Genomic DNA, 17,813 nt, shown 5'->3' on the forward strand with positions numbered 1-17,813 from the left:
CAGTCCGTACTCACAAGCACCCACACGAATTGCTTGATTCGATTTGTTAAAGAGCGTTTGGTTAAGAGCTTTTCGCCTCAACCGAGGCGCGCATTCTACGCTTTCCTCAGAACCTGTCAAGCGTTTATTTTGAAGTTTTTGCGAGAAACTCGTTTAGCTTCAAACACTTGACTCAACACAGTGGCTAGCTTTGCTTCGCTACCGCGTTGGAGTGGTGCGCATTATAGGGAGGTCATCGAGAAGGTCAACCTTTAATTTCAATGATTTGAAATATTTCTGGCAAAGCCACTTGAGGGCTACCACCCACCCCACCAATTGCGCACTATATTGCTCACCACCTCCCTCGCCAAAGGATTGCCGCACCTAAATGAACACCCAGCCCCGCAGCCTGGCCGCCACCCTCTTCCCGATCGGCCTACTGCTTATCGCCATGGCATCGATTCAGTCCGGCGCCTCTCTGGCCAAAAGCATGTTCCCCATCATCGGCGCACAAGGCACCACCACCCTGCGCCTGATCTTCGCCAGCATCATCATGCTGCTTATATTGCGCCCGTGGCGGGTACGCATGACCGCCAACACGTTGCGCAACGTGGTCATCTACGGCATGGCACTGGGCGGCATGAACTTCCTCTTCTATATGGCCCTGCAAACGGTACCCATCGGTATCGCCGTGGCCCTGGAATTCACCGGCCCGTTGGCCGTGGCGATCTTCTCCTCGCGCCGACCGATCGATTTCCTGTGGATCGCCCTCGCCATCGCTGGGCTGTTGCTGTTGCTGCCAGCAGGTCACAGCGGCCAGGCACTCGACCCAGTAGGCGCCGCCTATGCACTGGGGGCGGGTGTGTGCTGGGCGCTGTACATCCTGTTCGGACAACGTGCAGGGGCCGAGCACGGCATCCAGAGCGCGGCCCTGGGGGTGGTAGTCGCAGCCCTGTTCGTCGCCCCCATCGGTATCGCCCACGCCGGTAGCGCTCTGCTCACACCTGCCGTAATCCCCATGGCGTTGGCCGTTGCAATACTGTCCACCGCCCTGCCATACAGCCTGGAAATGGTTGCCCTCACGCGCATCCCGGCGCGCACGTTCGGCACCCTGATGAGCATCGAACCGGCATTTGGCGCATTGTCCGGCCTGCTTTTCCTCGGCGAGGTGCTGACGCTTACTCAATGGCTGGCGATTCTGGCAATCATTACCGCCTCGGTCGGCACCACCCTGTCCATGCGCAAGGCACCCAGCCCGGCCATCGCAGCAGACTGATATGAGAAATATTTTCATTTGAGAAAGGATTAGTGATTGTAGCAGCCCGCCTCGCTGATTAAGCTGTCACAGAATCATCATCTTTACGCTATCTACTGGGCCGAACACGGACGCTGGGGGAAGGTTCAGGAAGAACCGAAGCGACAACGACAGGGTCGTGACAACTGATTTGCCCTGCATTTAAGGACAGGAATGAAACAAATTTTTCTCATCCTGGCCATCTTGGCTATTGCTGGATGTGCCGCCACAGCCAAGACCGAGGTCAAAAGGGGCAAGAAGGGCCTGCATATCAATTGCTCCGGCCTTTCTTCCTCGTGGGACAATTGCTACAGCAAGGCCGCAAGTTCCTGCAGCACGCGTGGCTACCGGGTTGTTGCGCGCTCGGGCGATAGCGATGAAGAAGCCGGTGACTACTTGTTTGGCATCAACCCGGCGGGTTACACCAGCCGTAGCATGATCGTCATCTGTAAATAGAGTAAAGGGCAGCTCGTAAACTGCCCTTTTTCATCTGCGTTACAGCGGTGCAGTACGCACCTCCAACCAGGCAAGCGCATCCCCTTGGAGCAAGGGCGCCAGGCGCTCACGTACGCGGGCGTGATAGCCGTTCAGCCACTCCACCTCTTCCTTGGTCAGCAACTCGCGCAACAGACAGCGGGTGTCGATAGGGCACAGCGTCAAGGTCTCGAATTGCAGGAAGTCGCCAAAGGCACTCCTCCCCGCTTCGCGGTTGACCACCAGGTTCTCGATGCGAACGCCCCACTGCCCCGGGCGGTACGTACCCGGCTCGATCGAGCTGATCATGCCCGCTTGCATGGCCGTCTGCGGTGCGGGTGCCGCCTGGTAGGCAATTACTTGAGGCCCCTCGTGCACGTTCATGAAGTAGCCCACCCCGTGGCCGGTACCATGGCCATAGTCGACCTGGTCAGCCCAGATCGGAGCCCGGGCAATGGCGTCGAGCATCGGCGACAGTACCCCTCGCGGGAACGTGGCACGCGACAGGGCAATCATGCCCTTGAGTACACGGGTGCAGTCCTGCTTCTGTGCCTGACTGGGGTTACCGACCGGCACCATGCGGGTGATGTCGGTAGTGCCGCCCAGGTATTGACCGCCCGAGTCGATCAGCAGCAAGCCATTGCCCTCGATGAGCGCATGCGACTGCTCGGTGGCACGGTAGTGTGGCATCGCGCCATTGCCATTGAAGGCGGCAATGGTAGAAAAGCTCAGTGACACGAAATCAGGGCGTCGAGCACGCGCGGCACTCAATTGCTCGTCAACCGTCAGCTCCGTAATGACCTCCCGGCCGAGGTTCGCCTCGAACCAGGCGAAAAACTCGCACAAGGCTGCGCCGTCCTGCTCCATGACGTGGCGAATATGCACCAGGTCGTCGTCACCCTTGCAGGACTTGCTCAGCGTGGAGGGGTTGAGCCCCTCGACAACCACCACCTCTGCCGCCAGGTTGTCCAGCAGGCCGCAGGTGACCCGGGCCGGGTCCACCAGCAGCCGCGCCCCCGCAGGAACGGTGCCAAGCGCCTTGCCTGCTTCGCTGTAGTCGCGCACCTCGATGCCGTCGACCTCCAGCACATGACGCAGGTGCTCGTCCACCTTGTCCTGGCCCACGAACAGGATGGCCTGCTGCTGATTGATCAGGGCAAAGGCCAGGAAAACCGGATTGTAGGAGACATCGCTGCCGCGCAGGTTGAACAGCCAGGCAATGTCATCCAGGGTAGCGATGAAGTGCCAGTCGGCACCCTTGGCCTGGATGCCCTGGCGCAATTGCGCGAGCTTTTCCGCCCGGCTCACCGTGGCGTGGGGCGGCAGGTGCTGGTACACCGGGTTACCTGGCAGCGCCGGGCGCCCGTCCCAGACCTGACCCAGCAGGTCCATGTCTGTTACCAGCTGCGCTCCACGCGCCTTCAGCCGCTCGGCCAGCTGGCGCGCCGAAGCCAGGGCCATGACCGCACCATCCACTGCCACGCGACCGTTGGGCTCGACGTTTTCGCCCAACCATTCCAACGCTCCGGGTTTGCCCGGCAACAGTTTCATCAGTTCGATGCCGCTGCCCTCCAGCTCCTGAGCTGCCTGCTCCCAGTAGCGGCTATCGACCCACAGCCCGGCAAACCCAGGCGTCACCACCAGCGTACCGACCGAGCCCTGGAACCCCGAAAGCCACTGGCGCCCCTGCCAGTAACCGGGCAGGTATTCGGAAAGATGGGGGTCGGCCGAGGGTACCAGCAAGGCATCGATGCCCGCTGCCGCCATGGCTTGGCGCACGTGCACCAGTCGCTGCGGCACGCTTTGCTCAAGGGTGGTCTGGACGTTCATGCGCTCTCCTGCGACTTCATAACGGTTGATCCAATAGGCCGATAATGGAACAGCCACCAGGGCGCTGCAATCGCGACGACCAAGATACGGCATGCATTGCCCACCACGCCCTGTGCCAATAGGACGCTTCCTACAACAGGACCAGGACCACCGATCAAGTTCCCCTGAACTTACCCAAGACACCGGCTTCACACACAGTACACTCATTGCACACAGGCAAATGACCATGCCCAGTGCCATCGAACCGAAAGCCGGCGTGGTGTTGCTTGACACCCGCGACCACACGCCGGAACACGAGCACGGCGTTCATCTCAAGCTTGCCGAAGGCCTGGCACGTTTGCTGGGCTGCCCACTTATACAGCCCATGCAGCCGCCAGATGCTGCCGATGCCTACTATTATCTGCCAACCGAGACCCTGATCGACCCCAGGCGATATGCCGCCTTGGGTATTTGCAGCGAACAGGACCTATTTGGCGGCATGGTGCCGCACCCCTACATGGCAACCAAGGCGATCTCTCACCCGTTACCCGCCGAGGCCAGCTTCCCGCCGGGCTGGACCGACGCCTTTGCCCGACAGGCCAGCGATGCGCTGCTGCGCGGCTACACCGTGTTCAGCAAAGCCGACGCTCGCACTGCCGCACAGTTGCTGCTGCTCGACGGCCCGCTGAGGGTCAAACCGGTACTGGCTTGCGCAGGACGTGGGCAACAGGTCATCACCACTGCAGACGCCCTGGAGCCTCTGCTGGCCGGTATGGATGACCAAACGTTGGCGCTGTGGGGCCTGGTGCTCGAAGAAGACCTGAGCCAGGTGCAAACCTTCAGCGTCGGCCAGGTGCGCGTCGCCGGCTTGACCTGCAGCTACTATGGCACCCAGCAACTGACACGTGACCATCAGGGCACCGAGGTCTACGGCGGTTCTGACCTGGTGGTGGTACGTGGCGACTATCAGGCGTTGCTACAGCTCCCACTGGAAGACCACCTGCGCCTTGCCATCAACCAGGCCATGGTTTACGAACAAGCCGCCGAGCAACACTTCCCGGGCTTTGTCGCCTCTCGTCGCAACTATGACATCGCCCGCGGCACCAGCCCTTCGGGCCATCTGTGCAGCGGGGTGCTCGAACAATCCTGGCGCCTGGGTGGTGCCAGCACTGCCGAACTGTTGGCCCTGCAGGCATTTGCCGATGACCCCGCATTGCAACGGGTGCGTGCCTCCACCCACGAAGTATTCGGCAACCCCGACCTGCCCACTGACGCCACCCTCTTTTACCAAGGAAACGACAGTGAACTCGGACAACTCAGTAAATTTGCGCGGATTCGCGAACATGGCCATTCAGAGTGAAACCGTTGAACTGCAGGTCGAGAATGACCGCATCGCCGGCACCTTGGTCAGCCCGGGCACCAAAATGCCGGGCATTCTCTTCGTACACGGCTGGGGCGGCAGCCAGCAACGTGACCTGGCCCGCGCCCGGCATATCACCGGATTGGGATGCGTGTGCATGACCTTCGACCTGCGCGGTCACGAAAAGACCGAAAGCCAACGCCTCACGGTCACCCGTGAACAAAACCTGCAGGACTTGCTGGTGGCTTACGATCGACTGGTCAGCCACCCGGCTGTGGACAGCAGCGCCATCGCCATTATCGGCAGCAGCTATGGCGGTTACCTGGCGACTCTGCTGACCCGCGAACGGCCGGTCAGATGGCTGGCCCTGCGGGTACCTGCCATGTACTGGGATGACGAATGGGGCACCCCGAAGCAAACCCTTGACCGTCAACGCCTGAATGCCTATCGCCAACGCCACCTGGGCCCGGCCGACAACCGCGCGCTGGCCGCGTGCGCCGAATTCGGCGGGGATGTGCTGCTGGTTGAGTCAGAGCAGGATGACTACGTGCCGCACAGTACCTTGATGAACTACCGCTCGGCGTTCGTCAACGCCCACTCGCTCACCCATCGCATCGTCGACGGCGCCGACCACGCACTGTCCAGTGAAGAGAGCCAGAAAGCGTACAGCTCGCTCCTGGCGGCATGGATCAGCGAAATGGTCATAGGTGCCCGCCTGGATCGCTACCCGCACTACGCACCTTGGTATGCCTGAGGACCGCCCACCTGGCAATGCAGGACGCCATCGTCGCCGCGCACCAGGCTGCGCAGGGCCTGGTAGGCGGCGAAGTTGACGCCGCGTGCCTGATGCTGGCCCAGCAGGTCAAGAAAGGATTCCTCGATGAAGTGCACGGCCGCCGCCGCCCAGGCCTGGCGTGACTGCCATTGCAAGTACTGCAACACCCGGCTGCCATCGTCGCTGGCCTGGATGCTCACACCCTGCAGCCCTTCGCAACGCGCAGCCAACGCTTCACTACGCGCCACCAGGGCCTGAGCCAACGCTTGCTGGCACATACTGGGCACTTCGTATTCGATCATCTGGGTAAACCACAAGGCATGAGGTGATGCCAACATCGACAGTCTCCTGGCTACGTACGCATGCAGCGCGATGCCGAGCAGGGTAAAACCTCAAGCAAAGTCAAGGTCAAGTGGTTTCTATCCCTGGCCGGATACCGCAAACCGCCGCCGATAGTCACTCGGGGTAAGGCCGGTGACACGCTGGAATACCTTGCGAAACGCGCCCGGATCCTGATAGCCGACACCCCACGCGATCTGTTCGACGTTGCGCCGGGTAAACTCCAGCAAGCGGCATGCACGCCCCACCCTCACCTGCTGGCAATACTCGGTCGGGCGCAGCCCGGTAGCGGCACGAAAGCGCCGCAAGAAAGTGCGCGCCTCCAGCCCCGCGCAGGCCGCCATCGTGGCCAGGTCAGCATCCTGCCCGCCATTGCCCTGCAACCAGTGCTGCACCTTCAACACGGCCTCGTCGCCGTGGTCCAGGCGCGGGTTGAACACAGCGCCGGGCAGCGGCGCCGCGACCGGATCGACGGCCAGATAGCGAGCGGTCTCCTGAGCCACCGTCGCCCCCAAAAAGCGCTCCAGCAAGCGCAAGCCGAGGTCCGTCCAGGCCATCAACCCTGCCGAGGTCACGATGTCGCCGTCATCCAGCAACGGCTGCTGGGCCTCTACCCGCACCCTGGGGAAGCGCTGGGCAAGCGCATGCACATAATTCCAGTGCGTGCAGGCCGGGCGCCCGTCGAGCAAACCGCTGGCGGCAATGAAAAATACACCGATGCATACCGACGCCAGCACCGTACCACGCCCGTGCAGCAGGCACAGCGGCGCGCGATGACGTTCGAGCAACTCGGCTTGCGGAGCTGACTCCAGGCTTGGCGGAATGATCAGGACGCGCAGGCCCGGCACGGTGACAGCTGAGTTATCCGGCGCAGGCAACAACTGCCCCGCCTCATCTGCCTGCCAGCAACTGACGCGAATGTGCGGCAGCTCGACGGCCCCCAGCTCGGCCGCAACCCGGTTGGCCACCAGGAACAGGTCGGCCAGGCCATGCACAGCGGCGCGCTGCACGCCGGGGTATAGCAGCAAGCCGATATCCAGGTTAGCGCCGGTGTCAGTTTTTGCCCGCATAGTGTCGTTCGCGCCAATCCTCAGGTGAGTGAACACAGCCTATAACTAACGTCTCTCGACGACTACTGCCACAGGAGGCAGCATGAGCAAGCAGGCACTGATCATCATCGACATCCAGAACGACTACTTCCCGGGCGGCAAGTGGCCCCTCGATGGCGCCGACCAGGCGGCCGACAACGCCGCCCGCCTGCTGGCAGCCGCACGCCAGCGCGGCGACCTGGTGGTCCATGTACGGCATGAGTTCGACACTGCCGATGCACCCTTCTTTGCCCCCGGCTCGCAGGGTGCGGCCATCCACGCCAAGGTCGAGCCATTGCCGAGCGAGCCGGTGGTGCTCAAGCACAAGGTCAACGCCTTCCTCGGTACCGATCTAGAGCACACGCTGGACCGGCATGGCGTCGAGGCGCTGACCATCGTCGGCAGCATGAGCCACATGTGCATTGACGCCGCCACCCGGGCTGCAGCCGACCTGGGCTATCAAGTGACTGTGGCGCACGATGCCTGCGCAACCCTGCCCCTGGCGTTCGACGGCAAGCAGGTGCCGGCGGCTCATGTGCACGATTCGGCGATGGCGGCGTTGGCGTTTGCCTATGCCAATGTGGTGAAGACCGACGAGCTGCTGAAAAGCTGATCGGCTTGAGACCTTTGGGGTTGCACAGCAGCCCCAAAGCCTGCAGCCTCAAATCGCCACATTGCGCACAAACCGAACAGCCACCACGCCATCGTTACGGTAGGCATACCGGCAGTTGCTGGGGAACACATGGAACTGCCCCACCTGCAAGCGATGCTCGACCTCTTCGATGATCAGCGTCAGCTGCCCATCGACCACATAAATCTGCTCGCTCCAGCCTTCGGCATCGGCCTCACTGTGATAGCACTCCCCCGGTGCCAGGGTCCATTCCCAAAGTTCCACCTCGCGCCTTGCCGGGCTGGTGCCCAGCAACACCGCTCGGCTCTGCGGGTGTTCGCCAGCCCACGCCAGCTCTTCAATGCGCCCGGGGTCGCGCAGGTCTGGCGCCTGGATCAGGTTACTGAAAGCCACGCCCAAGGCTTCGGCAATCAGGTCCAATGTGGTCAGGCTGACATTCTTCTCGCCCGCCTCGATCGCGACCAGCATGCGCCGGCTGACCCCTGAACGCTCGGCCAGCGCCGCCTGACTCAAGCCGGCGGCGTTGCGCAGACTGCGCACATTGAGGCTGACATGTTGCAGCACCGATGCCCGGTGCGAAGAATCCTTGTGCACTATATTGCTCACTGGTCAAGATTGCGCAGTATACTGCCCACTTTTGCGGCGATTGTGCGCCGCCCTTTCCGAGTGTGCAAGACCATGAATCAGCCCAGCAGCAAGCCTACCCCTGCCGTCACCTTCCGCCTGAGCAAGGCCGAACTGGTGCTGGTATTCATCACCATGTTGTGGGGCGGCACTTTCCTGTTGGTGCATAACGTAATGACCGTCAGCGGCCCGATGTTCTTCGTCGGCCTGCGTTTTGCGGCAGCCGCGCTGTTCGTTGGTGTGGTCTCGGCGCGAGCGCTGCCCGGCCTGACCTTCACCGAACTGAAGGCCGGCATGCTGATCGGCGTGTCGATCATGCTCGGCTATGGCCTGCAGACCATGGGCCTGCAAACCATCAGCAGCAGCCAGTCAGCGTTCATCACTGCGCTGTACGTCCCGTTCGTGCCGCTGCTGCAGTGGCTGGTGCTGGGGCGGCGGCCTGGCCTGATGCCCAGCATGGGTATCTGCCTGGCATTCATCGGCCTGATGCTGCTGGCCGGGCCGGAAGGCGGCAGCCTGCGTTTCAGCGAGGGCGAACTGGTCACCCTGATCAGCGCCGTGGCCATCGCCGGTGAAATCATTCTGATCAGCCGCTACGCCGGTCAGGTCGATGTGCGCCGGGTTACGGTGGTACAACTTGCGACCGCATCGCTGCTGGCGTTTCTCATGATCGTGCCGACCCAGGAGCGCCTCCCCGACTTCTCCTGGCTGTTGCTTGCCAGCGCAGTGGGCCTGGGCGCAATGAGTGCGGTGATCCAAGTGGCAATGAACTGGGCACAGAAGTCGGTCTCGCCTACCCGCGCCACACTCATCTATGCCGGTGAACCGGTGTGGGCCGGCATCGTCGGGCGTCTGGCTGGCGAGCGCCTGCCTGGCGTGGCGCTACTCGGCGGCCTGCTGATCGTGGTTGCCGTGGTGGTCAGTGAACTCAAGGTGCGGCGCCCTCTCGAAACCGTCGAAACACGTGATGTGCAGAACCCTGGCGAAGGCCAGGCGGGGCTGTAAAACAGTCAACAGCGGCTATTCTTTGTAAAAAACTGTTATAAAAAAACCGCTTGTCACAGCCGGTTTGTAGGATTCTGCGACAGCTTGCGTGTTGGTGATAAACACCTCGGCACGTATGATTCTTTGCAAACTTCTCCAGAATAGGCCGCTATGTCCTTGATAGTGCTATTGCTTCTGCCGTTCGTGGGCAGTTGCCTGGCAGCTGTGCTGCCGCACAACGCACGTAACGCCGAGTCCATTCTTGCCGGGCTCGTAGCCCTGGTCGGCACCGTCCAGGTAGCACTTCTGTACCCTCAGATTGCCCATGGTGGCGTCATTCGCGAAGAGTTCCTGTGGTTACCCAGCCTGGGGCTGAACCTGGTGTTGCGCATGGACGGCTTTGCCTGGCTGTTCTCGTTGCTGGTACTGGGCATTGGCACGCTGGTATCGCTGTATGCGCGCTACTACATGTCACCGCAAGACCCGGTACCACGCTTCTTCGCGTTCTTCCTGGCCTTCATGGGCGCCATGCTCGGCCTGGTCATCTCCGGCAACCTGATCCAACTGGTGTTCTTCTGGGAACTGACCAGCCTGTTCTCCTTCCTGCTGATCGGCTACTGGCACCACCGCGCCGACGCCCGTCGCGGCGCCTACATGGCGCTGATGGTAACCGGTGCAGGCGGCTTGTGCCTGCTGGTAGGGGCCCTGCTGCTCGGCCATGTGGTCGGCAGCTATGACCTGGACAAGGTCCTGGCTGCCGGGCATACCATCCGCCAGCATGCGCTTTACCCGGTGCTGCTGCCCCTGATACTCATCGGCGCCCTGACCAAGAGCGCACAGTTTCCCTTCCAGTTCTGGCTGCCCCACGCCATGGCAGCGCCCACACCGGTGTCGGCCTATTTGCATTCGGCCACCATGGTCAAGGCCGGGGTGTTCCTGCTGGCACGCCTGTGGCCGGTACTCTCCGGTAGCGAGGAGTGGTTCTGGATCGTCGGCGGTGCCGGCGCCCTCACCCTGCTGCTCGGCGCTTTCGCCGCCATGTTCCAAAATGACCTCAAGGGCCTGCTGGCCTATTCGACCATCAGCCACCTGGGCCTGATTACCCTGCTGCTGGGCCTTAACAGCCCGCTGGCTGCCGTCGCCGCGGTATTCCACATTCTCAACCATGCCACCTTCAAGGCCTCGCTGTTCATGGCCGCCGGCATCATCGACCACGAGAGCGGCACCCGTGACATTCGCCGCCTCAGCGGCCTGATCCGCCTGGTGCCCTACACCGCGACCCTGGCCATGGTCGCCAGCGCCTCGATGGCCGGCGTGCCGCTGATGAACGGCTTCCTGTCGAAGGAAATGTTCTTCGCCGAAACGGTATTCATCAGCTCCACCGCCTGGGTCGAGGCCACGCTGCCGGTGATCGCCACCCTGGCCGGCACCTTCAGCGTGGCGTATGCCCTGCGCTTTACCGTCGATGTGTTCTTCGGGCCGACGGCCCAGGACCTGCCCCATACCCCGCACGAGCCGCCACGCTGGATGCGTGCTCCGGTGGAACTGCTGGTGCTCACGTGCCTGGTCGTGGGCATCTTCCCCACACAGTCGGTCGGCCCCCTGTTGGCCGCTGCGGCCCTGCCGGTGGTTGGCGGCACCCTGCCGGAATACAGCCTGGCCATCTGGCATGGCTGGAACGCGCCGATGATCATGAGCCTGGTCGCCATGAGCGGCGGCATCGTCCTGTACCTGTTGCTGCGCAAACAACTGCGCCTGGGTCGCTTCCCCTACCCGCCCGTGATCGAGCGCTTCAATGGCAAGCGGCTGTTCGAGCACGGCCAGGTTCACCTGATGTTGCTGGCGCGTCGCATCGAACGCCTGTTCACCACCCGGCGGCTGCAGTCGCAGCTGTTCATGCTGGTATTCGCCGCGTTCCTCGCGGGCCTCACGCCGATGCTCAATAGCGGCCTGAGCTGGGGTGATCGCCCGAAGATTCCGGGTTCCGGTGTATTCGTCGCCCTGTGGCTGATCGCCATTGCCTGCGCCATCGGCGCCGCCTACCAGGCCAAGTACCACCGCCTGGCGGCACTGATCATGGTCAGCGTCTGCGGCCTGATGACCTGCATCACCTTCGTCTGGTTCTCTGCGCCCGACCTGGCACTGACCCAGTTGGTGGTGGAAGTGGTCACCACCGTGCTGATCCTGCTCGGCCTGCGCTGGCTGCCACGGCGTATCGAAGGCGTGTCACCGCTGCCGGGTAGCCTGGAGCGCGCGCGCATGCGCCGCCTGCGCGACTTGCTGCTGGCCGTGCTGGTGGGTGGCGGCATGGCCGTGCTGTCGTACGCCATGCTGACCCGACCCACGCCCAACGACATTTCCTCGTTCTATTTGAGCCGTGCGTTGCCTCAGGGCGGCGGCACCAATGTGGTCAATGTCATGCTGGTCGACTTCCGCGGCTTCGATACCCTCGGTGAAATCACCGTGTTGGTGGCTGTGGCACTGACGGTGTTCGCCCTGCTACGGCGCTTCCGTCCTCCAAAAGAGAGCATGCAGCTGCCGGCGCAACAACGCCAGCTGGCGCCGGACGTAGTCACCGACCTGATCAACCCGCGGCATGCCACCGATACCGCGCTGGGCTTCATGATGGTGCCGGCAGCGCTGGTGCGCCTGCTGCTGCCGATCGCCTTGCTGGTGTCGATGTACCTGTTCATGCGCGGGCACAACCAGCCCGGTGGCGGGTTTGTCGCTGGCTTGGTCATGTCGGTGGCGTTCATCCTCCAGTACATGGTGGCCGGCACCCAGTGGGTCGAGGCGCAGATGAGCCTGCGGCCGCTGCGCTGGATGGGTACCGGGCTGCTGTGCGCGACCCTGACCGGCGTCGGCGCCATGCTGCTGGGTTACCCGTTCCTCACCACCCATACCGCCCACTTGCACCTGCCGTTGCTGGGTGATGTGCACGTGGCCAGCGCGCTGTTCTTCGATATTGGCGTATACACCGTCGTGGTCGGCTCGACCCTGCTGATCCTCACGGCCCTGGCGCACCAGTCGGTGCGCGCCTACCGCCCGGGCAACCCGGCAAAAACCAGCCAAGCAGGAGCCGCCTGATGGAAGAAGTGATTGCAGTCGCCATCGGCGTGCTGGCTGCCTCCGGAGTGTGGCTGATCCTGCGCCCGCGTACCTACCAGGTGATCATGGGCCTGTGCCTGCTTTCTTACGGGGTCAACCTGTTCATCTTCAGCATGGGCAGCCTGTTCATCGGCAAGGAACCAATCATCAAGGATGGTGTTACCCAGGACCTGTTGCATTACACCGACCCGCTGCCACAGGCACTGGTGCTCACCGCCATCGTCATCAGTTTCGCCATGACCGCGCTGTTCCTGGTGGTGCTGCTGGCCTCGCGCGGCCTGACCGGTACCGACCACGTGGACGGCCGGGAGCGTGACGAATGAGTGATATCAGTCAACTGATTGTCGCCCCCATCCTGCTGCCGCTGATTACGGCGGCGATGATGTTGCTGCTGGGTGAAAAGCACAGGCACATCAAGGCCAGGCTGAACCTGCTGTCTACCTTCTCCGGCCTGTTGATCGCGGTCTGTCTGCTGCTGTGGGTGCGCACCCAGGGCCAGGCAGCGTCGATCGGCGTGTACCTGCCGGGCAACTGGCCAGCGCCGTTTGGCATCGTGCTGGTGGTGGACCACCTGTCCGCGCTCTTGCTGACCCTGACCGGGGTCATCGGTTTCAGCGCACTGCTATTTGCCCGTGCCCGCTGGGACGGTGCAGGGGCCAGCTTCCATGCGCTGTTCCAGATCCAGCTGATGGGGCTGTACGGCGCCTTCCTCACCGCCGACCTGTTCAACCTGTTCGTCTTCTTCGAAGTGCTGCTGGCCGCCTCCTATGGCCTGCTGCTACATGGTTCGGGGCGTGCGCGGGTGCGCGCCGGCCTGCACTACATCGCTATCAACCTGTTCGCCTCGTCGCTGTTCCTGATCGGCGCAGCGATGCTGTATGGCGTGACCGGCACCCTGAACATGGCGGACCTGGCGCTTAAGATTCCACTGGTACCGGAGGCCGACCGTGGCCTGCTGCATGCCGGCGCGGCAATCCTGGCCATGGCCTTCCTGGTCAAGGCCGGTATCTGGCCGCTGAACTTCTGGCTGGTGCCAGCTTACGCGTCTGCCAGCGCGCCGGTGGCTGCACTGTTCGCCATCATGACCAAAGTCGGCCTGTACGCCGTGCTGCGCCTGTGGACGTTACTGTTCTCCGGGCAGGCCGGGGCCTCGGCACATTTCGGCGGCGAATGGCTGGTTTACGGCGGCCTGGTTACCCTGGCGGTGGCAGCGGTATCAATCCTGGCGGCACAGCGCCTGGAGCGTATGGCGGCACTCAGTATCCTGGTCTCGGCCGGCACGCTGCTGGGTGCGGTGGGTTTTGCCCAGGCGGCTCTGACCGGCGCGGCGCTGTTCTATCTGGTCAACTCGACCCTTGCGCTGTGCGCACTGTTCCTGCTCGCCGAACTGGTCGAACGCTCGCGCTCGGCCAATGAAGCGCCGCTGGACGAAGAAGAAGACGCCATGCCGCCGCCACTGGAATCGCTGCACCCGCCCAAGGGCATCAACCTCGACGATGAACAGCAGGTGGTAATCGGCCAGATCATCCCGTGGACCATGGCCTTCCTCGGCCTCAGCTTCATCGCCTGTGCACTACTGATCATCGGCATGCCGCCGCTGTCGGGCTTTGTCGGCAAGCTCAACCTGATCAGTGCGCTGTTCAATCCACTGGGCCTCGGCGTACCGGCCAAGCAGCCCCTGAGTGCCGCCGGCTGGGGCCTGGTGGTGTTGCTGATCCTATCCGGCATGGCCTCGCTGATCGCCTTCGGCCGCGTCGGCATCCAGCGTTTCTGGAAGCCCGAAGAGCGTCCGTCCCCGGTCCTGCGGCGCTATGAATGCCTGCCCATTGTCATCCTGCTCGGCCTGTGCCTCATCCTCAGCCTCAAGGCCGAGCCGTTGCTGCGCTACACCCAGGACACTGCCGCCAGCCTGCAGGCCCCCGATGCCTATATCGACGCTGTGATGGCCGCCCGGCCGATTCCTGGCCCCACCTCGCGCGACGCACAGGTGCAGCCATGAACCGACTGTTCCCCGCCCCACTGCTATCGGTCTCGCTGTTCGGCCTGTGGCTGCTGCTGAACCTCTCGGTCAGCCCTGGCAACCTGCTGCTGGGCGCCGCACTTGGCATACTGGCGCCACTGTTGATGGCGCCCCTGCGCCCGCAGCATGCACACGTACGGCGCCCCCTGGCCATCGCCCGCCTGATTGGCCGGGTCGGTATCGATGTGATCAGCTCCAACCTGCTGGTGGCCCGTGGTGTGCTGCGGGCCGGCAAGCAGCCGCCACGCTCTGCGTTCGTTCACATACCATTGGCACTGCGTGACCCCCACGGGCTGGCAGCGCTGTCGATGATCACCACGGTGGTGCCTGGCACAGTCTGGTCCGAACTGGCACTGGACCGCAGTGTGCTGTTGCTGCATGTGTTTGAGCTGGACGATGAAGCGGCCTTCATACAGCACTTCAAGGACACTTACGAACGCCCGCTTATGGAGATTTTCCAATGACAGGCCTGCTCGCCAATGCCGTCCTCGCCAGCCTGTTCATCTTCGCCCTGGCCATGAGCCTGGCGCTGATCCGGCTGTTCCGTGGCCCGTCCGCCCAAGACCGCGTGCTGGCCCTGGACTACCTGTACATCCTGGCGATGCTCACCATGCTGGTGCTGGGCATCCGTTATGCCAGTGACACCTACTTCGAAGGTGCCCTGCTGATTGCACTGTTTGGTTTCGTCGGCTCGTTTGCCTTGGCCAAGTTTCTGCTGCGCGGTGAGGTGATCGAATGAGCGAAGCCCTGGTACTGCCCTTCTGGCTGGAGCTGGTCACCGCCGCGCTACTGCTCACCGGCAGCCTGTTCGCGCTGGTCGGTGCTATAGGCCTGGTACGCCTGAAGGACTACTTCCAGCGCATGCACCCGCCAGCGCTGGCCTCGACCCTTGGCGCCTGGTGCGTTGCGCTGGCCTCGATCATCTACTTTTCGTGGCTCAAGGGCACCCCTGTGCTACACGCGTGGCTGATTCCGATCCTGCTGTCGATCACCGTGCCGATAACCACGCTGTTGCTGGCGCGGGCGGCGCTGTTTCGCAAACGCATGTCGAAAGAGCCGGTGCCTGAAGAGGTCAGCAGCGGCCGAGACCGTGGCAATTGAAGGTTTGCCGTCTCAACCTTGGCTGAGGCGCTGCAACTCGCGCCGGACCATGGCGGCATATGGCGGCGGGCTGAGGCGATAGAGCTCAGCCGCCACCCAGCTCAACCAGGCGCCCTGCAGCTTTTCACGTCCGGCCAGCAAACGTTCTGCCTCAGCCACGGCATCTGCCTGGTGCTGCCGATGAAACTCGGCCCGCGAGGCTGGTGCGTCGTGACTGTCGGTCATTCACTGGCCTTGAAGGTGGTCAGTTCACCCTTGCGCCATTTGGCGACCTTGCCAGTCACTGCTTTAAGCAACTTGCCCAGGCCTTCCTGCACTTGCTGCTGCGCGGCGAATACCAGCATCACGCCATGGCCTTCACGAAACACGATGCCCTCGCCTTCCGGCACAGAAACGAAGGCGTAGTCGCCCACGCCATACACATTCAACTTGATGTCGCGAAAGCGCATTTCCAGCTTGCCACCTTCGCGGCTGGGCAAAACGGCAGCACGAAAGTGGTCGCCGACTTTCAGTTCTAGGCGCTGCTTGTCATCGACCACCAGTGCACTCTCGGTGTCGATTTCGGCCATGTACAGGCCTTCAGGACTCTGTTCGGTGACATAGATGAAGCGGCCCTGAAACAGTTGGGCCAATTTACCGCGCAAGTCGCCCAGGGCGAACAACGCATGCGTATCAAGTGTGCTGACTGCCAATGAAGTAATCCTCAACCGGTTACAACCCGCCCTCACCCCAAGCTCGGGGAGGCACGGCCATTTCTTATCGATAGGCAAAAAGAGTAATAAAGCGATATGCGAAATGTCTGTGCTCGCTGACGATGCAGCGTGCAGGAATCTTTACTCTGGTTTGCCAGACTCGCCCTCAACCGAAGGCGTTTGGCTCATTCCCGGCTTGGGAAGCGTGATGCCTGAAATCACTCGCCAGAAATCGCAACCAATGGCGTGAGCCTGCAAGAAGACAAGCCCTAGCATCCATGTGCGCATTACTGTAGGACAAATATGCCCGAAAACACCGAAACCCGTCGAGAGGCAATAAACATTTTCAGGCAGCCAGGCCTTTCTTCAGTTGCAGTTGCCAGGCAGCCTGACACTCAAGCGCTTCTTCGCGCGTGGCGAAGGCGGTGCCGCGGCGCTCGCCATTGACCAGCACGACCCAGCAAATGCGCTTGCCCAGCGCCTGCAAGGTGGCCGGCACACCCGACCCTATCATCACAGCCACATCGACTCGGCTATTCATCATTCCCTCCGGAATTTAATTAGCACCCTAACGATAAAGCTATGATACGCCCGACAGTGACGCGGAAACAGCGCATCCCGGTACATCAGTGTTTCGTAAGGCGTAACAAAAACGGTATCGACAAGAAACGCAAAAAGCCCCAGGAATTGCTTCGAGGGGCTTGCACCACGCGCGGGGTTATACCTGACGCTGGTGGCGGTCGAGCTGCTCGTGGCGCTCCTGGGCTTCGATGCAGTATTTGGTGGTCGGGCTGATCAGCAAGCGCTTCAGGCCGATGGGCTCACCACTGTCATCGCACCAGCCGAAGCTTTCGTCGGCAATACGGTCCAGGGCCATTTCCAGCTGTGGCAGCAGGCGCTGGTCGCGGTCGATGGCATTTACCAGCCAGCTACGTTCTTCTTCGACCGAAGCCACGTCGGCGGGGTCTGACGGGGTGTCCAGGCCTTCGATGGTGGTGCGGCTGAGTTCGATGCGTTCATGGGTTTCGACTTTCATCGCCTGCAGCAGCTCAGTAAAGAAGGCAAGCTGGTCGGCGTTCATGTAGTCATCGGCCGACATGGCCAGCAACTGTTCCTTGGTCATCGATTTCTCTATGAAAAAATGTGCATTTGGGCGATTCATGTGCCGTCGATGCCTATGCATCGCCAGCGGAATTCTTCAAGCGCCAACCGGCACTCTTTTACAGGGGGCGGCAGTCTAAGGCGCCACGCCGCGTGGAGCAACTGCAAATGGGTGCGAATTTGCTTCCACTGCTCACAATCCGCCGGTCGGCACCCCAGCTCAGCTGCTGGGCCAGCAGTAAACTGAGATTCTGGCAGTGCCCATCCGCCTGCTGTTGCTGTTGCTGTTGCTGTTGCTGTTGCTGTTGCTGTTGCTGTTGCTGTTGATCTTGATCTTGATCTTGATCTTGATCTTCGCGACTTCAGGAGGCCGAACGCAGGCCTTGCGGAGGCAGGTGACGGGCATGGATGCCCGTCAAGCGCTGAGGCCCCAG

The 17,813-nt window shown here is 62.2% G+C and carries 20 protein-coding genes; 12 read left to right on the forward strand and 8 right to left on the reverse strand.

Annotation, left to right across the window (positions count from 1 at the left end; translation table 11 throughout):
• Positions 1 to 367 precede the first annotated feature (367 nt).
• Both rhtA and I8746_RS26300 read left to right on the forward strand, forming a co-directional pair.
• Positions 368 to 1,255 (forward strand): threonine/homoserine exporter RhtA, encoded by an 888-nt coding sequence (rhtA, locus tag I8746_RS26295; protein WP_012053090.1) that lies wholly within the window; start codon positions 368 to 370, stop codon positions 1,253 to 1,255.
• Positions 1,256 to 1,447: 192 nt separating this feature from the next.
• Positions 1,448 to 1,729, forward strand: a complete 282-nt coding sequence (locus tag I8746_RS26300; RefSeq protein ID WP_012053092.1) for a hypothetical protein — start codon at positions 1,448 to 1,450, stop codon at positions 1,727 to 1,729.
• Between the two features lie 39 nt (positions 1,730 to 1,768).
• Here the strand turns inward: I8746_RS26300 and I8746_RS26305 are convergent, their stop codons facing one another.
• Entirely contained in the window at positions 1,769 to 3,577 is a 1,809-nt protein-coding gene (locus tag I8746_RS26305) for an aminopeptidase P family protein (RefSeq protein WP_221101183.1), read from the reverse strand.
• A gap of 220 nt (positions 3,578 to 3,797) precedes the next feature.
• Here I8746_RS26305 and I8746_RS26310 point away from each other — a divergent pair, with 220 nt between their 5' ends.
• Both I8746_RS26310 and I8746_RS26315 read left to right on the forward strand, forming a co-directional pair.
• Positions 3,798 to 4,916 carry a DUF3182 family protein gene (locus tag I8746_RS26310; protein ID WP_221101184.1) on the forward strand — a complete coding sequence of 373 codons (1,119 nt, stop codon included), beginning with the start codon at positions 3,798 to 3,800 and terminating at the stop codon, positions 4,914 to 4,916.
• Positions 4,900 to 5,670 (forward strand): S9 family peptidase, encoded by a 771-nt coding sequence (locus tag I8746_RS26315; protein ID WP_012053095.1) that lies wholly within the window; start codon positions 4,900 to 4,902, stop codon positions 5,668 to 5,670. Before I8746_RS26310 ends, I8746_RS26315 begins: the two co-directional genes overlap by 17 nt.
• Here the strand turns inward: I8746_RS26315 and I8746_RS26320 are convergent.
• Both I8746_RS26320 and I8746_RS26325 read right to left on the reverse strand, forming a co-directional pair.
• Complete coding sequence (locus I8746_RS26320) at positions 5,649 to 6,029, reverse strand: antibiotic biosynthesis monooxygenase (protein ID WP_014753863.1); 381 nt, start codon at positions 6,027 to 6,029, stop codon at positions 5,649 to 5,651. The two genes, I8746_RS26315 and I8746_RS26320, sit on opposite strands and share 22 nt — an antisense overlap.
• Positions 6,030 to 6,110: 81 nt before the next feature.
• Complete coding sequence (locus I8746_RS26325; RefSeq protein WP_017147783.1) at positions 6,111 to 7,100, reverse strand: GlxA family transcriptional regulator; 990 nt, start codon at positions 7,098 to 7,100, stop codon at positions 6,111 to 6,113.
• Positions 7,101 to 7,182: 82 nt separating this feature from the next.
• Between I8746_RS26325 and I8746_RS26330 the strand changes: the two genes are divergently transcribed.
• Entirely contained in the window at positions 7,183 to 7,731 is a 549-nt protein-coding gene (locus I8746_RS26330) for a cysteine hydrolase family protein (protein WP_003250137.1), read from the forward strand.
• 48 nt (positions 7,732 to 7,779) lie between these two features.
• Here I8746_RS26330 and I8746_RS26335 read toward each other — a convergent pair whose 3' ends face one another.
• The gene (locus I8746_RS26335; RefSeq protein ID WP_029611767.1) at positions 7,780 to 8,343 is read right to left on the reverse strand and encodes a helix-turn-helix domain-containing protein; all 564 of its coding nucleotides are present in this window, start codon (positions 8,341 to 8,343) and stop codon (positions 7,780 to 7,782) included.
• Positions 8,344 to 8,427: 84 nt separating this feature from the next.
• On the opposite strand from I8746_RS26335, the gene I8746_RS26340 reads away from it, so the two are divergent.
• The 7 genes from I8746_RS26340 (at position 8,428) to I8746_RS26370 (ending at position 15,586) form a co-directional block, all read left to right on the forward strand.
• Positions 8,428 to 9,378, forward strand: coding sequence for a DMT family transporter (locus I8746_RS26340; RefSeq protein ID WP_017147785.1), 951 nt, complete (start codon positions 8,428 to 8,430; stop codon positions 9,376 to 9,378).
• A gap of 150 nt (positions 9,379 to 9,528) precedes the next feature.
• Entirely contained in the window at positions 9,529 to 12,444 is a 2,916-nt protein-coding gene (locus tag I8746_RS26345; RefSeq protein WP_104887323.1) for a monovalent cation/H+ antiporter subunit A, read from the forward strand.
• Positions 12,444 to 12,788 (forward strand): Na+/H+ antiporter subunit C, encoded by a 345-nt coding sequence (locus I8746_RS26350; RefSeq protein WP_003250128.1) that lies wholly within the window; start codon positions 12,444 to 12,446, stop codon positions 12,786 to 12,788. The genes I8746_RS26345 and I8746_RS26350 overlap by 1 nt, the downstream gene beginning before the upstream one ends.
• On the forward strand, positions 12,785 to 14,464 hold the full coding sequence (locus I8746_RS26355) for a monovalent cation/H+ antiporter subunit D (RefSeq protein WP_088513370.1): 1,680 nt from the start codon (positions 12,785 to 12,787) through the stop codon (positions 14,462 to 14,464). The genes I8746_RS26350 and I8746_RS26355 overlap by 4 nt, the downstream gene beginning before the upstream one ends.
• Positions 14,461 to 14,949, forward strand: coding sequence for a Na+/H+ antiporter subunit E (locus tag I8746_RS26360; protein ID WP_221101185.1), 489 nt, complete (start codon positions 14,461 to 14,463; stop codon positions 14,947 to 14,949). Before I8746_RS26355 ends, I8746_RS26360 begins: the two co-directional genes overlap by 4 nt.
• Complete coding sequence (locus I8746_RS26365; protein WP_010953203.1) at positions 14,946 to 15,224, forward strand: K+/H+ antiporter subunit F; 279 nt, start codon at positions 14,946 to 14,948, stop codon at positions 15,222 to 15,224. Before I8746_RS26360 ends, I8746_RS26365 begins: the two co-directional genes overlap by 4 nt.
• Positions 15,221 to 15,586, forward strand: coding sequence for a Na+/H+ antiporter subunit G (locus I8746_RS26370; RefSeq protein ID WP_221101186.1), 366 nt, complete (start codon positions 15,221 to 15,223; stop codon positions 15,584 to 15,586). Before I8746_RS26365 ends, I8746_RS26370 begins: the two co-directional genes overlap by 4 nt.
• A 12-nt stretch (positions 15,587 to 15,598) precedes the next feature.
• Here I8746_RS26370 and I8746_RS26375 read toward each other — a convergent pair whose 3' ends face one another.
• The 4 genes from I8746_RS26375 to I8746_RS26390 form a co-directional block, all read right to left on the reverse strand.
• Positions 15,599 to 15,811: a hypothetical protein gene (locus I8746_RS26375; RefSeq protein ID WP_012053103.1), complete on the reverse strand. Its 213-nt coding sequence runs from the start codon at positions 15,809 to 15,811 to the stop codon at positions 15,599 to 15,601.
• On the reverse strand, positions 15,808 to 16,278 hold the full coding sequence (locus I8746_RS26380; protein ID WP_014591718.1) for a hypothetical protein: 471 nt from the start codon (positions 16,276 to 16,278) through the stop codon (positions 15,808 to 15,810). Before I8746_RS26380 ends, I8746_RS26375 begins: the two co-directional genes overlap by 4 nt.
• A gap of 346 nt (positions 16,279 to 16,624) precedes the next feature.
• Positions 16,625 to 16,819 carry a hypothetical protein gene (locus tag I8746_RS26385; RefSeq protein ID WP_003250100.1) on the reverse strand — a complete coding sequence of 65 codons (195 nt, stop codon included), beginning with the start codon at positions 16,817 to 16,819 and terminating at the stop codon, positions 16,625 to 16,627.
• A 177-nt stretch (positions 16,820 to 16,996) separates the two neighbouring features.
• Positions 16,997 to 17,401, reverse strand: coding sequence for a TraR/DksA family transcriptional regulator (locus I8746_RS26390; RefSeq protein WP_003250099.1), 405 nt, complete (start codon positions 17,399 to 17,401; stop codon positions 16,997 to 16,999).
• Positions 17,402 to 17,813 lie beyond the last annotated feature (412 nt).

The sequence above is a fragment of the Pseudomonas sp. USTB-Z genome (genome assembly GCF_019691255.1).
Taxonomy (GTDB): Bacteria; Pseudomonadota; Gammaproteobacteria; order Pseudomonadales; family Pseudomonadaceae; genus Aquipseudomonas; species Aquipseudomonas alloputida.

What these genes read in the sequence shown, in the direction of transcription:
- rhtA (WP_012053090.1), top strand. Translation starts at nt 368, where the DNA reads ATGAACACCCAGCCCCGCAGCCTGGCCGCCACCCTCTTCCCGATCGGC.
- I8746_RS26300 (WP_012053092.1), top strand. Translation starts at nt 1,448, where the DNA reads ATGAAACAAATTTTTCTCATCCTGGCCATCTTGGCTATTGCTGGATGT.
- I8746_RS26305 (WP_221101183.1), bottom strand. Translation starts at nt 3,577, where the DNA reads ATGAACGTCCAGACCACCCTTGAGCAAAGCGTGCCGCAGCGACTGGTG.
- I8746_RS26310 (WP_221101184.1), top strand. Translation starts at nt 3,798, where the DNA reads ATGACCATGCCCAGTGCCATCGAACCGAAAGCCGGCGTGGTGTTGCTT.
- I8746_RS26315 (WP_012053095.1), top strand. Translation starts at nt 4,900, where the DNA reads ATGGCCATTCAGAGTGAAACCGTTGAACTGCAGGTCGAGAATGACCGC.
- I8746_RS26320 (WP_014753863.1), bottom strand. Translation starts at nt 6,029, where the DNA reads ATGTTGGCATCACCTCATGCCTTGTGGTTTACCCAGATGATCGAATAC.
- I8746_RS26325 (WP_017147783.1), bottom strand. Translation starts at nt 7,100, where the DNA reads ATGCGGGCAAAAACTGACACCGGCGCTAACCTGGATATCGGCTTGCTG.
- I8746_RS26330 (WP_003250137.1), top strand. Translation starts at nt 7,183, where the DNA reads ATGAGCAAGCAGGCACTGATCATCATCGACATCCAGAACGACTACTTC.
- I8746_RS26340 (WP_017147785.1), top strand. Translation starts at nt 8,428, where the DNA reads ATGAATCAGCCCAGCAGCAAGCCTACCCCTGCCGTCACCTTCCGCCTG.
- I8746_RS26345 (WP_104887323.1), top strand. Translation starts at nt 9,529, where the DNA reads ATGTCCTTGATAGTGCTATTGCTTCTGCCGTTCGTGGGCAGTTGCCTG.
- I8746_RS26350 (WP_003250128.1), top strand. Translation starts at nt 12,444, where the DNA reads ATGGAAGAAGTGATTGCAGTCGCCATCGGCGTGCTGGCTGCCTCCGGA.
- I8746_RS26355 (WP_088513370.1), top strand. Translation starts at nt 12,785, where the DNA reads ATGAGTGATATCAGTCAACTGATTGTCGCCCCCATCCTGCTGCCGCTG.
- I8746_RS26360 (WP_221101185.1), top strand. Translation starts at nt 14,461, where the DNA reads ATGAACCGACTGTTCCCCGCCCCACTGCTATCGGTCTCGCTGTTCGGC.
- I8746_RS26365 (WP_010953203.1), top strand. Translation starts at nt 14,946, where the DNA reads ATGACAGGCCTGCTCGCCAATGCCGTCCTCGCCAGCCTGTTCATCTTC.
- I8746_RS26370 (WP_221101186.1), top strand. Translation starts at nt 15,221, where the DNA reads ATGAGCGAAGCCCTGGTACTGCCCTTCTGGCTGGAGCTGGTCACCGCC.
- I8746_RS26375 (WP_012053103.1), bottom strand. Translation starts at nt 15,811, where the DNA reads ATGACCGACAGTCACGACGCACCAGCCTCGCGGGCCGAGTTTCATCGG.
- I8746_RS26385 (WP_003250100.1), bottom strand. Translation starts at nt 16,819, where the DNA reads ATGAATAGCCGAGTCGATGTGGCTGTGATGATAGGGTCGGGTGTGCCG.
- I8746_RS26390 (WP_003250099.1), bottom strand. Translation starts at nt 17,401, where the DNA reads ATGACCAAGGAACAGTTGCTGGCCATGTCGGCCGATGACTACATGAAC.